Below are 11,419 nucleotides of genomic sequence, written 5' to 3' on the forward strand. Positions count from 1 at the left end.
TTGGTAAGTCGTAACTTACCGTTCGTGGCAACTTACCGAACGGACGATGGTTGGGACGCGTTGGGTGATCCCACCAGACGCGCCATCGTCGCGTGCCTGGCCGAGCGTCCCCGCGCAGTCGGCGAACTCGCCGAGGAACTGCCGATCAGCCGGCCCGCGGTGTCCCAGCACCTCAAGGTCCTCAAGGACGCCGGGCTGGTCACCGACCAGGCGGCCGGCACCCGCCGGGTCTACCGGCTCAACCCGGCTGGCGTGGCCGCGCTGCGGGATCAGCTGGACACGTTCTGGAACCGCGCGCTGAACAGCTATCGAGACGTCGTCGAACAACCGACCGAGGAGACCCCATGACCGATACAACATCCGCAGTGGTCCGCAGGCAGATCGTCGTGGCGGCGCCGCTCGAACGGGCGTTCACCGTTTTCACCGAGCGGTTCGGCGACTTCAAGCCGCCGGAGCACAACCTGCTCGGTGCGGCGATCGCGGAGACGGTGTTCGAACCCAAGGTGGGCGGTCACATCTACGACCGGGGTGTCGACGGCAGCGAATGCCGCTGGGCGCGCGTGCTCGCCTACGAACCGCCGAACCGGGTCGTGTTCAGCTGGGACATCAGCCCGCAGTGGCAGGTCGAGACCGACCCGGAGAACACCAGCGAGGTGGAGGTGCGTTTCGTCGCCGAGAGCCCGCAACGCACCCGGGTGGAGCTGGAACACCGCCACCTCGACCGGCACGGGCCCGGCTGGCAGTCCGTCAGCGACGGCGTCGGCCACGACGAGGGATGGCCGCTGTACCTGACCCGGTACGCCGCCCTGTTCACCCAGGGCGGCTGAGGCCACCGAACGTCGCACCCCCTCGACGTCCTGGACCGTCGAGGGGGGTTCGCGCAATTCTGCGTCCCGCTCACTCGGTCGATGGATCTGCGCGGGGTGTTCCGGCAAGCCGGCCGGGTCGAGGTCTGGTGGGCCTAGGGTGGAGACCCGGGTGACCGCCCGCGAGACGGGTTTCCGATCCCGGGCCGTACACGACCTCGTGTGTCCAGCCGGAAGGCACTGATGGCCGAGACAACCTCGCCGGGCCGCGTACCGAATGCCGGGCGGCCGCTGCTCGAGAGGTGCCCCGAGAGGGTGCCCCCCGCGCCGACCGCCAGGGGACGCGCCGGCGGCCACGACTGAGATGGACTGGGCCGGATGGGCAGTGTTCGGGTTGGTCGCCACCGCCGCGCTCACCGCGGCGATGATCACGGCGCAACTGGCCGGGATCACCCGCCTCGACCTTCCCCTGGTGCTCGGGGCCCTCGTCACCGAGGACCCCGACCGGGCCCGCGTCGTCGGCTTCTTCATCCACCTCGTCGCGGGTCAGGGCTTCGCCCTGGGGTACGCGGCCGCGTTCGCCCTGCTGCACCGCTCCACCTGGTGGCTCGGTGCGTTGTTCGGCGGGCTCCACGTCGCGATCGCGCTGACGGTGATCCTGCCGCTGCTCCCGGGCGTCCATCCGCGGATGGCCTCGCCGCGGGCCGGGCCGTCCAGCACGGCCGTGTTGGAGCCGCCCGGGCTGTTCGCCCTCAACTACGGCGTCCAGACGCCCGCGGTCGCGGCTGTCGTCCACGTCATCTACGGGGTCGTCCTCGGGCTGCTCCTCCGGTCCACTTGATCTCCACCGACCGTCCCGTCGAGGCGGGATCCGCGCGACCGGTGAGCCCACCGTGACGGGCTCCCCGCCGCCGGCACCGATCAGCGACTACGGGCTGTTGGGCGACACCCGCACCGCTGCTCTCGTCAGCAGTGCCGGCGCGATCGACTGGCTCTGCGTACCCCGCTTCGACGGGGAACCTCTGTTCGGGCGCCTCGTGGGCGGTTCGCCGGCGGGAACGTTCCGGGTCGGCCCGGTCCCGCCCGCCACGGTCGTCGAGCGGCGTTACCGGCCGGACAGCGCGACGCTGGAGACGACGTGGGCGGTGGGCGGCAGCCGTCTCACCCTCACCGAGTCCATGGTGGCCGAGATCAAGGGGCGGCTGCTGCCCACCACGCTGCTGGTGCGGCGGCTGTCGGCCGAGGGCGGCGCGGTGGGCGCCGTCATCGACTTCGACCCCCGCCTCGGTGTGCGGCACCGCCGGCCCCGAACCCGCCACCAAGGTGGGGTCCTGGTGTGTGAGTGGGGGGCGCTGGCCGTGTCCTTGAGCAGCGCACCCGAGGTCAGGGTCGAACCGGGCCGGCCCACCACCGTCGAGGTGCTGCCGGGCCGTCCGGTCACGCTTGTGCTCGCTGTGGCCTACCGCGAACCGCTGATCCACGTCGAGCCGACGGCGGCCTGGGAACTCGTCGTCGGGGACGAGGAACGCTGGCGGGCCTGGACCGCCGGGATCGATGGCTCGCTGCCGTTCCGGGCGGACGTCGTACGCAGCCTGCTGACCCTGCGGTTGTTGACCTACTCCCCGTCGCAGGCCCCGGTCGCCGCACCGACGACCTCCCTGCCCGAGGACCCCGGAGGGGTCCGGAACTGGGACTACCGCTATGTCTGGCCCCGCGATGCCAGTATCGGCGTCAACGCGTTCCTCGGCGTCGGCAAGCTCGACGAGGCCCACGGTTTCCTCGGGTGGCTGCTCCACGCCAGCCGGCTGGAGCGGCCGCGCCTGCCGGCGCTGTTCACCCTGACCGGCCGGCACGTGCCCAGAGAACGCGAGCTGCCCGGCTGGGCCGGCTATCTCGACAGCGTGCCGGTACGGTTCGGCAACGGCGCCGCCGACCAGCACCAGCTCGACGGCTACGGCTGGGTGGTCGACGCCGCCTGGGTGTTCGTCCAGGCCGGGCACCGCCTCTACTCCGAGACGTGGCGGGCCGTACGCGGCTTCGCCGACGTCGTCGCCGGTCGATGGCGGGAGCCCGATGCCGGCATCTGGGAGATCCGGGAACCGGGCCACCATGTGCACTCCAAGCTCATGGGCTGGCTCGCCCTCGACCGGGCCCTGCGGATCGCCGACACCCACCCGCTTCCGGACCGGCAACGCCGGCGCTGGCAGGAGGCCCGGGACGCCATCGCCGCCGAGGTCCGCACGCGCGGCTTCGACCCGGCGCAGGCGTGCTACGTCCGCAGCTACGGCGCCCCGGACCTGGACGCCGCTCTGCTCGTGCTGCCCCTGCTCGACCTGGACGACGTCGAGTCCCCCCGCGTGCACAACACCATCGAGGCCATCCGCGAGCGGCTCTCCGCCGGCGGCCCGCTGCTCTACCGCTACCCGCCCGGACGCGACGGCCTCCCGGGCGCCGAAGGCGCGTTCCTGCCCTGCTCGTTCTGGCTCGTCCAGGCGCTCGCCGCCACCGGACGGCGCGTCGAGGCGGAGGAGCTGTTCCAGACGCTGCTCGACCACGCCAGCCCACTGGGCCTCTACGCCGAAGAGATCGACTCCGCCACCGGCGCCCATCTCGGCAACTACCCGCAGACGCTGACCCACGCCGCGCTCGTCCAGGCCGCACTCGCCATCCGGGACAGCCCGGTGAGGTAGCGACCGCGGTGGGCGCAGTCGCGGCGCCCGCCCGGTCGCCGTTCGGTGGCACACCGTGCCTTCGAAGCGAAGGGCCCGGCGTCACCGAACGGAGTCTGCGCCCCGCTGCGCCGTGTTCCGTACCTCTTCATTTGCGGACGTGGGGTCGCAGCCGGTGGCGCGAAGCAGATCGCTCGCGGCGGTGCGCAGCTGGGTGACCACCGCTTCGCCGAACTCGTCGACGCCTCGGGCTCGGGCCCGGCCAGCCTGGTAGACGGCCTCGCAGACCGCCTGGCGAGTCTTCTCGGTGGGGCGCCCGGCGCGATGTTCACGGCGCAGCAGTTCGACGGCATCGGCGAGGTGTCCCACGCTGGTGGCCAGCTCGGGTGGGATCGGCTCGTGGTACTGCAGGGCCATCGCCGACCGGCGGGCCACTCCGCGGCTGTGTTCGATGACTCGCTCGACGTGCTCGGTCGCCCGGGCGAAGCGCTCCACGTCCTGTCGACGCAGCCACCGGGCCGGAGCCAGGCTGACCACCTCCTCGGCGCCGCTGAGCGCCTGGTGCAACCGGTCGAGGTCCGGTCCCATGTCGCGTAGGGCGGTCAGCGCCCGGATCGCTCGTTGCTGATCGCTTGTCGTGAGCGCTGCGGAAACCTCCCTGAGCTGACCGGCGAGGCAGCCGAAGATCGGAGCGGCGTCGCGGTCGAGGATCCGCATCGGGTTCAGCGGCAGCAGCAGGGCGACCACCGCCAGGCCCACGACGCCGCCGACCGTGGCCTCGACGATCCGGGGCCATTCGAGGTCCTTCTGCGCCGGTGCCAGGGTCGCCAGGAGCACGGCGGTGCCGCCGGCCTGTCCGACGGCGGCCCCGCTGCGGCCGAACAGCACGAGAGTGGCGAGGATGGCGAACCCGACGACGAATCCGGTCTGCCAGAAGCCGGTGCCCAGCAAGGTCAGCAGGAAGTCGGTGCTGGCGATGCCGAGTCCCACTCCGAGCAGCAGTTCGACCGTGCGGTGCGCACGCTGGCCGAGCGCGGCGACGATCGTGCCCACCGCGGCGGACGGGGCGAAGACCGGCGCGGGGTTGCCCAGCACGTCGTGCCCGATCCGCCAGGCCAGAGCTGCGGCGAGTCCCGCCTGCGCCGAGATCACCAGGGCGGCCTCCAGCTGACTCAGCCGCAACCGTCCCGCCTGGGAACCTCGACCCCGAACCCGGGCGGCAGCCACCTTGACGCGTTCGACACCACGGTCACGCCCTGAATGGCTCGAGCCAGGCCGGTGGCCAGGAGAACTCACCGAGCACTCGTACCATGCGGCAGCCCGGCAGGACCGGCCAACCACAAGATGACCTTGTACGGCGGTCTGGCACGATCACGACGTGCCCGACCCCGAGACCGCGGACGACAGTCGGCCGCTGCAGTCGCCTGCGCCGACGGTGCGCGGTGAACTGCTCACGTTGCTCGCGCTGCTGCTCGCCTCGGCCGTGCTGCTGACGCTCTGCCTCGGCTGTGCCGCCCTGTGGCTGTACAACTGATGGAGATCCAACAGCGGCGTTCCTCCGTCAGGAGTTGGCCGGGCAGGTCGTAGACAGTCCTCAGGCGCGCAGCCTCTCCCCGGTGGCGATGATCGCCTTCTCGAACCACGCTGAGGTGTTCCCTGTCGAGCGGGTCCAGACCGCGACGCACTGCACCACCCGGCCGTGGGGCAGGCAGCCGTACCGGTGGGGGAATCGCGTGCCGTCCGGGAGCGTCATGGTGGCGGTCACCGCTCGGCCGGGCACGCCGACCGCAGCCGGCAGGTCGGCGGCGGCGTGCCCGTCGGTCACCTGGCCCGCCTCCTCGTCCCGGTCGCACGCTTCCAACAGACCGAAGATCCGTCGTACGGCCTCGGCCGCCACGGCATCGGTCGGGTAGACCACGGTCTCCTGGGTGACCTCGACGAACTCCTCGGGTGCGGTGCCGTCCGGGGTGCCGAAGACGGCCGCCACCGCGACCAGGCGCCGGTCCAGCAGCGGCAGCGGCCGGCCGCAGGCCACCCCGTCGGAGTCGAGCTTCTCGTCCCGGTAGCCGGGATCCTCGGCCAGCCCGACCAGACTCCCGTGGGCGGCGTACCGGTCTCGAAGCTCTCGGGCGGCGCCGCCGTCGCTGGGCGAGGGCGCGACCAGGGCCGTCGCGGATGCCGCCGGCGTCGATCCGCCGGTGGCCGGAGCGGGGGTGCAGGCGCCGGTCGAGGCGAGTGCGGCGAGGAGTGCCGCCGAAGCGGACAGACGTCGGGTCATGGCGGGGAGCCTAGGCCGTGATCAACTCTTGCCGCAGACCTGCGGCGGATGAACCATGGCGGGGCAACAGCGTGCGGCGGATCGCCGCCGTCAGGGCAGCGCCTTCAGGAACGGGCCGTGGTTGAGCCGGAACTCCCAGCTGTAGTACCGGTCCCAGTTGATCGACCAGGTCATCAGGCCACGGAAGCCGGGGTTGGTGCCGCTGCGCGGCGTGTAGCGGCCGCAGTTCTGGCCGCGGACCAGGCAGGTCACCGCCTGCTGTACGCCCGCCGGGGCGACGTACCCGTTTCCGGCGCTGGTGGACGACGGCGCGCCGAAGGCGACCTGGTCCTCTCGCAGCGCCGGGAAGAGGGCGTTGGCGTTCCCGGCGACCGGGAACCCGGCGAGCAGCATGTCGGTCATCGCGATGTGGAAGTCCGCGCCGCCCATGGTGTGGTACTGGTTGTCCAGCCCGACGATCGGGCCGGAGTTGTAGTCCTGCACGTGCAGCACGGTGAGGATGTCGCGCAGGGCGTGGATCACCGGCAGGTAGGAGCCGGCCCGGGGGTCCTGGCCGCCCCACGGGCCGGGCCCGTAGAACTGGTAGCCGAGCTGTACGAAGAACGTCTCCGGTGCCATGGTGAGGACGAAGCCCGCGCCGTAGCGCTGCTTGAGGGTCCGGATCGCCGCGATCAGGTTGACGATCACCGGGGTGGTGGGGTTGCGGAAGTCGGTGTCGCCCGGGTTCAGGTAGAGGGAATGGCCCTCGAAGTCGATGTCCAGGCCGTCGAGGCCGTACCGGTCGATGATCGCGGACACGGACCGCACGAAGGTGTCCCGCGCGGCGGTCGTGGTGAGCTGGACCTGCCCGTTCTGACCCCCGATGGACAGCAGCACCTTCTTGCCCTGCTGCTGCTTGGCCCGGATGGCCGCGGTGAACTCCGCCTCGGTCTCGACACCCGGGCACTCGGTGGCCGGGCAGAGCTGGAAGCGGATGTCGCCGGAGGTGACCGAGGTGGGCTCGCCGAAGGCGAGGTTGACGACGTCCCAGTCGGCGGGCACGTCGGCCATCCGCAGGTAGCCGGAGCCGTTGGCGAAGCTGGCGTGCAGGTAGCCGATGAGCGCGTGCTTCGGCAGCCCACCGGTGGGCGGCGGCGTGGTCGGCGGCGGCGTGGTCGGCGGTGGGGTTGTGGGCGGGGGCGTGGTGGGCGGCGGGGTGGTGGTCGGCGGGGTGGTCGGGGTGCCGCCCCCGCACGGGGCGCCGTTGAGCGTGCAGTCCGTGGGCGAGCCGGACCCGGTGGCGAGGAAGCCGAACGACACCGAGGCGCCGGGGGCGATCGTGCCGTTCCAGGACCGGTTCGTGAACGTGTGCCGCTGGCCCACGCTGCTGACCGTGGCGTCCCAGTACGAGCCGAGGGTGGTGCCCGGCGGCAGGGTGAAGGCGACCTGCCAACCGTTGATGGTGCTGGCGCCGCCGTTGGTGATGGTGTACTTGCCCTCCCAGCCGCTGCCCCAGTCGGAGGTCTTGGCGAAGGTGGCGGTGGGGCCGGCGGCCAGCGCCGGGCCGGCGAGGGCGACGGTCGCCGCGGCGGCGGCGACCGTGGCGAGGGCCGTGACAGTGGCCAGGAACGGGGTACGGGCGCTGCGGTGCATCCGGTCCTCCCGGGACGGGGTGGGCCGCCGGACGTATCGACGGATGCACAATTATTAGGTTTGTTAACTGTAGTTGTCCAGGGGCGGTAGCGTCTGCCCTCGGGGGGGGCCACCGGGCGGGGAGCGGCAGGGATGGACGAGCATGCCGTACGGGCGGTGCTGCGCCACTACATCGACCACAGTGGCACCGACGAGAACGCGGCCCACGAGATCTACCACGACGACGCCGTCCTGGAGTTCCCGCAGTCCGGCGAGCGCTTCGAGGGCGTGGCCAACTTCCGGGAGTGGCGGCGCGCGTATCCGGCCGAGGTCGAACTGGAGGTGGTCCGGGTGCGCGGCGGCGGCGACGCCTGGGTCGCCGAACTGCGCATCCGGTACGACCGCGGCGAGTGGCGGCCGGCCGTCGACATCCTGGAGTTCCGTGGCGACCGGGTCGCCCACGAGACGATCTACGTCACCGAGGGTTTCGCGGCGCCGGAGTGGCGATCCCGGTGGCGCAGCGCTCCGCCCCGGCAGGAGGAAGTTCCGGCGAGCCGGCCGCGCTAGCGTCACGGCGATGAACGATCGCCCCCTGCTCTTCCTCGACGTCGACGGACCGCTCATTCCATTCGGCGGGGACCTGCCCGCGTCGGCCGCCGGCAGCGGCAATCCACTGCTGGCCCGCCTGGATCCCCGGCACGGCACCCGGCTCTGGGCGCTGCCCTGCGACCTGGTCTGGGCGACGACCTGGCTGGCGGAGGCCAATGAGGTCGTCGGCCGCCGACTCGGTCTGCCCGAGCTGCCCGTGGTCGAGTGGCCGGAGGCCGACGGGATGGCGGACGGCCTGCACTGGAAGACGCGCGCCCTGCACGACTGGGCCGCGGGGCGACCCTTCGTCTGGGTGGACGACGAGATCGGAGCGGCCGACCAGGCCTGGCTGGCGGCGCGCCATCCGGCGCCGGTCCTGGCCTACCGGGTGGATCCCCGGCGGGGCCTCACGGACGCGGACTACGCCGCCATCCGGGACTGGCTCGGCGGGTGACGCGGGGCCCCGCGCGCCTGCGGGGCCCCGCGCGGCCTCAGCGGCCCTGGAGTGCCTTGACGTTGTCGCCGAAAGTCCAGCCCTTCGAGCCGTCCCAGTTGACCGACCAGGTCATCAGCCCCTTGAGGCCGCCCCGGTAGGTGTTCCACGCCTGTGCCACCAGCGACGGGCTCAGGTAGCCGCCGCCGGCCCCGGTCTGCGCGGGCAGCCCGGGGACCTGCTTGTCGTACGGGACGCGGATCGTGGTGCCCTGCACGACCAGGCCGGTGTTGAGGCAGTCGGTCTGGACGACGAAGCCCTGCACGGTGCCGGCCGGGTACGAGTCGCCGGCGCAGCCGTACATCGAGCCGTTGTAGTACTGCATGTTCAGCCACCAGAGCCGGCCGTTGTCCGCGTACCGCTTGATGATCGGCAGGTAGGCGCCCCAGATCGAGCCGTAGACGACGCTGCCGCCGGTGACGTACGCGGTCTCCGGCGCCATGGTGAGCCCGAAGCCGGCGGGCATCTGGGCCAGCACCCCGTCGATGATCCGCACCAGGTTGGCCTGCGAGGTGGAGAGCTGGGTGATGGTGCCGCTGCCGGTCAGCCCGGTCTCGATGTCGATGTCGATGCCGTCGAAGTTGTACCGCTTGAGGATCGGCACCACGGTGGCGACGAACCGGTCGGCGACCGCGCTGGAGCCGAGGTCGATGCCGGCGGTCGCGCCGCCGATCGACAGCAGGACGGTCAGGCCGGCGGCCTTGGCCTGGCACACCTCGGCGGGGGTGGGCACCTTCACGCCGGCATCCATGCCGTCCTCCCAGAGCACGGTGCCGTCGGAGCGGATCACCGGGAACGCGGCGGTGATCACGTTGTAGCCGTGGGCGGTGATCCGGGAGTCGGTGACCGGGATCCAGCCCATGCCGGGATGCACGCCGTTGGCCGCGCCGTCCCAGTTCTCCCAGTAGCCCTGGAGCACCTTCCCGGCCGGCCGTGACTTGAGGGCGCACGTGCTGCCGCCGGGCGGCGTGGTCGGGGTCGGGGTGGGCGTCGCGGTGGGGGAGGGGGACGAGGTCGGGGTGGGCGTGGGCGACGGGGGCTTGGTGGTGGGGGTCGGCGTCGGGGTGCCGCCGTCGCAGGCGCCCAGGTCGGACCAGAGCGCGGGGGTGGCGGGCGGGGTCCAGCCGGCCCCCGCCGACGGGGTGTGCGTCACCAGCGCCTGGTAGAGGCGGCCGGCGTAGGTGGCCCGGCTGCCGGCGGTCCAGGTGACCCCCTCCGCCCAGGCCGGCGCGGAGCAGGCCACCAGGGTGGTCTGCGCGGCGGCGAGCCCGGTGGCGACGGGCAGGGTGGCGGTGGCGGCCAGCAGGGCGGCGCCGCCGAGCAGTGCGGTCAACCCGCGTCGAAGTCGCATGACATACCTCCTCATCGATGCGCCGGAGGTTATCAGTTAACTTTGTTAAATGTAAATGCGCGATTGGCTCACGGAACGGCCACCGCGCCCTCGCGCTGCCGGCGCACGATCTCGGCGGTCGCGACGCCGAACCGGACGAGGGTGACGACCAGGCTCAGGACCAGGTTCGACAGGCGCGGGGCCGTCGGCACGAGGGCGGGGGGCGAGGACCGTGACGAGGATCAGCTCACCCAGGGTGAGGACGTGGATCTGCTGGTACCGCTCGGCCAGATGCTGCGGCACCACGGCATACTGCCGCAGCGGCGGCCCGGGTTCTTCACTGCTTGGTTCACGGCATTAACCTGGAGTGACGTATCCGGGGTGAGCCGCCGCGGGTGGTGACAGGGGAGGGTAGGCGGACGTGGACGCCAGACGCACCACCGTGCGCGACATGCGTCGTGCCAACCGGTCTGTCCTGCTCACCCGGATCTGGCTGGACGGCCCGCTGAGCCGGCACGAGCTGGGGCAGTCCACCGCGCTCAGCCTGGCCAGCGTGAGCAACCTGGTCGGCGAGATGATCGCCGAGGGCCTGGTCGAGGAGGCCGGCTCGGTCGAGTCCGACGGCGGCCGCCCCCGGGTCCTGCTCCGGGTCGCCCCCGGCTACGGCTTCCTCGTCGGCGCCGACGTCGGCGAGACCCGGGTCCAGGTCGAACTCTTCGACCTGGCGATGACCGCCCTCGCCAAGGCGGAGTACCCGATCGCCGCCGCCGAGCCCGACCCCCGGCAGGTCACCGACCACCTGCTGCACGGCCTCACCGCGGTGATCGAGCAGGCCGGCGTCGACCCGGCGGCGGTGCTCGGCTTCGGCGTCGCCGTCTCCGGCACCGTCGAGCGCACCGCCGACGCCGTGGTGCACGCGCAGACCCTCGGCTGGGACGGCGTGCCGCTCGGCGCCATGCTGCGCGCCGGCACCGACATCCCGGTGCACATCGACAACGGCGCGAAGACCCTCGGCCAGGCCGAGATGTGGTTCGGCGCCGGGCGCGGCGTCCGGCACGCGGTGATCGCCCTGGTCGGCTCCGGCGTCGGGGCCTGCGTGGTCGCCGACGGCGTGGGCTACCGCGGCGCGCACAGCAGCGCCGGCGAGTGGGGGCACACCACCATCGTGTACGGGGGCCGCCGCTGCCGCTGCGGCAACCTCGGCTGCCTGGAGGCGTACGTCGGGGCGGAGGGGGTGCTCGACCGGTTCCGGCAGGCCAACCGGGGCCGCCCGGCGGCCGGCGGCGACGAGGAGACCGCCTTCGGCGAACTGCTGCGCGCCAGCAGCCGCACCGCCGCCAAGGTGCTCGACGAGACGGTCGGCTACCTCGGCGCCGGGGTGGCGAACCTGGTGAACCTGTTCAACCCCGAGCGGGTGGTGCTCGGCGGCTGGGCCGGCCTGGCCCTGGGCGAGCGCTACCTGCCGCAGATCCGCGAGGTCACCGCGCGGCACGCGCTGCGCCAGCCGTACGCCCAGACCTCGATCGAGTTGTGCCGGCTCGGACCGGACGCGGTCGCGATGGGCGCGGCCACCCTGCCGATGGCCCGGCATTTCCGTAGGACCCTCGCCCGTGATCCGGGCGGCCAGGGCATCGCCGAGGCCGT

The 11,419-nt window shown here is 72.5% G+C and carries 14 protein-coding genes; 9 read left to right on the forward strand and 5 right to left on the reverse strand.

Annotated features, from left to right (window positions below; all coding sequences use genetic code 11):
- The first annotated feature begins 24 nt into the window (after positions 1-24).
- The 4 genes from ABZV78_RS01465 to ABZV78_RS01480 all read left to right on the forward strand — a co-directional run bounded on the left by ABZV78_RS01465 (position 25) and on the right by ABZV78_RS01480 (position 3,496).
- On the forward strand, positions 25-348 hold the full coding sequence (locus tag ABZV78_RS01465; RefSeq protein WP_355634808.1) for a metalloregulator ArsR/SmtB family transcription factor: 324 nt from the start codon (positions 25-27) through the stop codon (positions 346-348).
- A complete protein-coding gene (locus ABZV78_RS01470) occupies positions 345-827 on the forward strand; it encodes an SRPBCC family protein (protein ID WP_355634809.1) in 483 nt (160 codons plus the stop codon). Before ABZV78_RS01465 ends, ABZV78_RS01470 begins: the two co-directional genes overlap by 4 nt.
- Positions 828-1,191: 364 nt before the next feature.
- The gene (locus ABZV78_RS01475; protein ID WP_355634810.1) at positions 1,192-1,647 is read left to right on the forward strand and encodes a hypothetical protein; all 456 of its coding nucleotides are present in this window, start codon (positions 1,192-1,194) and stop codon (positions 1,645-1,647) included.
- A gap of 52 nt (positions 1,648-1,699) precedes the next feature.
- Entirely contained in the window at positions 1,700-3,496 is a 1,797-nt protein-coding gene (locus ABZV78_RS01480; RefSeq protein WP_355634811.1) for a glycoside hydrolase family 15 protein, read from the forward strand.
- 81 nt (positions 3,497-3,577) lie between these two features.
- Here the strand turns inward: ABZV78_RS01480 and ABZV78_RS01485 are convergent, their stop codons facing one another.
- Entirely contained in the window at positions 3,578-4,657 is a 1,080-nt protein-coding gene (locus ABZV78_RS01485) for an FUSC family protein (protein ID WP_355634812.1), read from the reverse strand.
- A gap of 196 nt (positions 4,658-4,853) precedes the next feature.
- On the opposite strand from ABZV78_RS01485, the gene ABZV78_RS01490 reads away from it, so the two are divergent.
- Positions 4,854-5,009: a hypothetical protein gene (locus ABZV78_RS01490; RefSeq protein ID WP_355634813.1), complete on the forward strand. Its 156-nt coding sequence runs from the start codon at positions 4,854-4,856 to the stop codon at positions 5,007-5,009.
- Between the two features lie 60 nt (positions 5,010-5,069).
- Here ABZV78_RS01490 and ABZV78_RS01495 read toward each other — a convergent pair whose 3' ends face one another.
- Both ABZV78_RS01495 and ABZV78_RS01500 read right to left on the reverse strand, forming a co-directional pair.
- Positions 5,070-5,753: a hypothetical protein gene (locus ABZV78_RS01495; protein ID WP_355634814.1), complete on the reverse strand. Its 684-nt coding sequence runs from the start codon at positions 5,751-5,753 to the stop codon at positions 5,070-5,072.
- A gap of 90 nt (positions 5,754-5,843) precedes the next feature.
- Entirely contained in the window at positions 5,844-7,385 is a 1,542-nt protein-coding gene (locus ABZV78_RS01500; RefSeq protein WP_355634815.1) for a cellulose binding domain-containing protein, read from the reverse strand.
- Positions 7,386-7,517: 132 nt separating this feature from the next.
- On the opposite strand from ABZV78_RS01500, the gene ABZV78_RS01505 reads away from it, so the two are divergent.
- Positions 7,518-7,931, forward strand: coding sequence for a nuclear transport factor 2 family protein (locus tag ABZV78_RS01505; RefSeq protein ID WP_355634816.1), 414 nt, complete (start codon positions 7,518-7,520; stop codon positions 7,929-7,931).
- A 10-nt stretch (positions 7,932-7,941) separates the two neighbouring features.
- Positions 7,942-8,406 (forward strand): HAD domain-containing protein, encoded by a 465-nt coding sequence (locus ABZV78_RS01510; RefSeq protein WP_355634817.1) that lies wholly within the window; start codon positions 7,942-7,944, stop codon positions 8,404-8,406.
- Between the two features lie 37 nt (positions 8,407-8,443).
- On the opposite strand, the gene ABZV78_RS01515 is transcribed toward ABZV78_RS01510, so the two are convergent.
- Together ABZV78_RS01515 and ABZV78_RS01520 are read right to left on the reverse strand one after the other, a co-directional pair.
- Entirely contained in the window at positions 8,444-9,796 is a 1,353-nt protein-coding gene (locus tag ABZV78_RS01515; protein WP_355634818.1) for a glycosyl hydrolase family 18 protein, read from the reverse strand.
- A 68-nt stretch (positions 9,797-9,864) separates the two neighbouring features.
- Positions 9,865-9,987: a hypothetical protein gene (locus tag ABZV78_RS01520; RefSeq protein ID WP_355634819.1), complete on the reverse strand. Its 123-nt coding sequence runs from the start codon at positions 9,985-9,987 to the stop codon at positions 9,865-9,867.
- A 52-nt stretch (positions 9,988-10,039) separates the two neighbouring features.
- On the opposite strand from ABZV78_RS01520, the gene ABZV78_RS01525 reads away from it, so the two are divergent.
- Complete coding sequence (locus ABZV78_RS01525; RefSeq protein WP_355634820.1) at positions 10,040-10,177, forward strand: hypothetical protein; 138 nt, start codon at positions 10,040-10,042, stop codon at positions 10,175-10,177.
- Positions 10,178-10,226: 49 nt separating this feature from the next.
- Positions 10,227-11,419, forward strand: a 1,193-nt coding sequence (locus ABZV78_RS01530; RefSeq protein ID WP_355634821.1) for an ROK family transcriptional regulator, incomplete at its 3' end; no start/stop codon positions are given.

The organism is Micromonospora sp. NPDC004540 (genome assembly GCF_040610095.1).
Lineage (GTDB): Bacteria > Actinomycetota > Actinomycetes > Mycobacteriales > Micromonosporaceae > Micromonospora.

Coding starts and splice junctions, on each gene's coding strand:
- ABZV78_RS01510 (WP_355634817.1), top strand. CDS start 7,942: ATGAACGATCGCCCCCTGCTCTTCCTCGACGTCGACGGACCGCTCATT.
- ABZV78_RS01470 (WP_355634809.1), top strand. CDS start 345: ATGACCGATACAACATCCGCAGTGGTCCGCAGGCAGATCGTCGTGGCG.
- ABZV78_RS01515 (WP_355634818.1), bottom strand. CDS start 9,796: ATGCGACTTCGACGCGGGTTGACCGCACTGCTCGGCGGCGCCGCCCTG.
- ABZV78_RS01495 (WP_355634814.1), bottom strand. CDS start 5,753: ATGACCCGACGTCTGTCCGCTTCGGCGGCACTCCTCGCCGCACTCGCC.
- ABZV78_RS01505 (WP_355634816.1), top strand. CDS start 7,518: ATGGACGAGCATGCCGTACGGGCGGTGCTGCGCCACTACATCGACCAC.
- ABZV78_RS01500 (WP_355634815.1), bottom strand. CDS start 7,385: ATGCACCGCAGCGCCCGTACCCCGTTCCTGGCCACTGTCACGGCCCTC.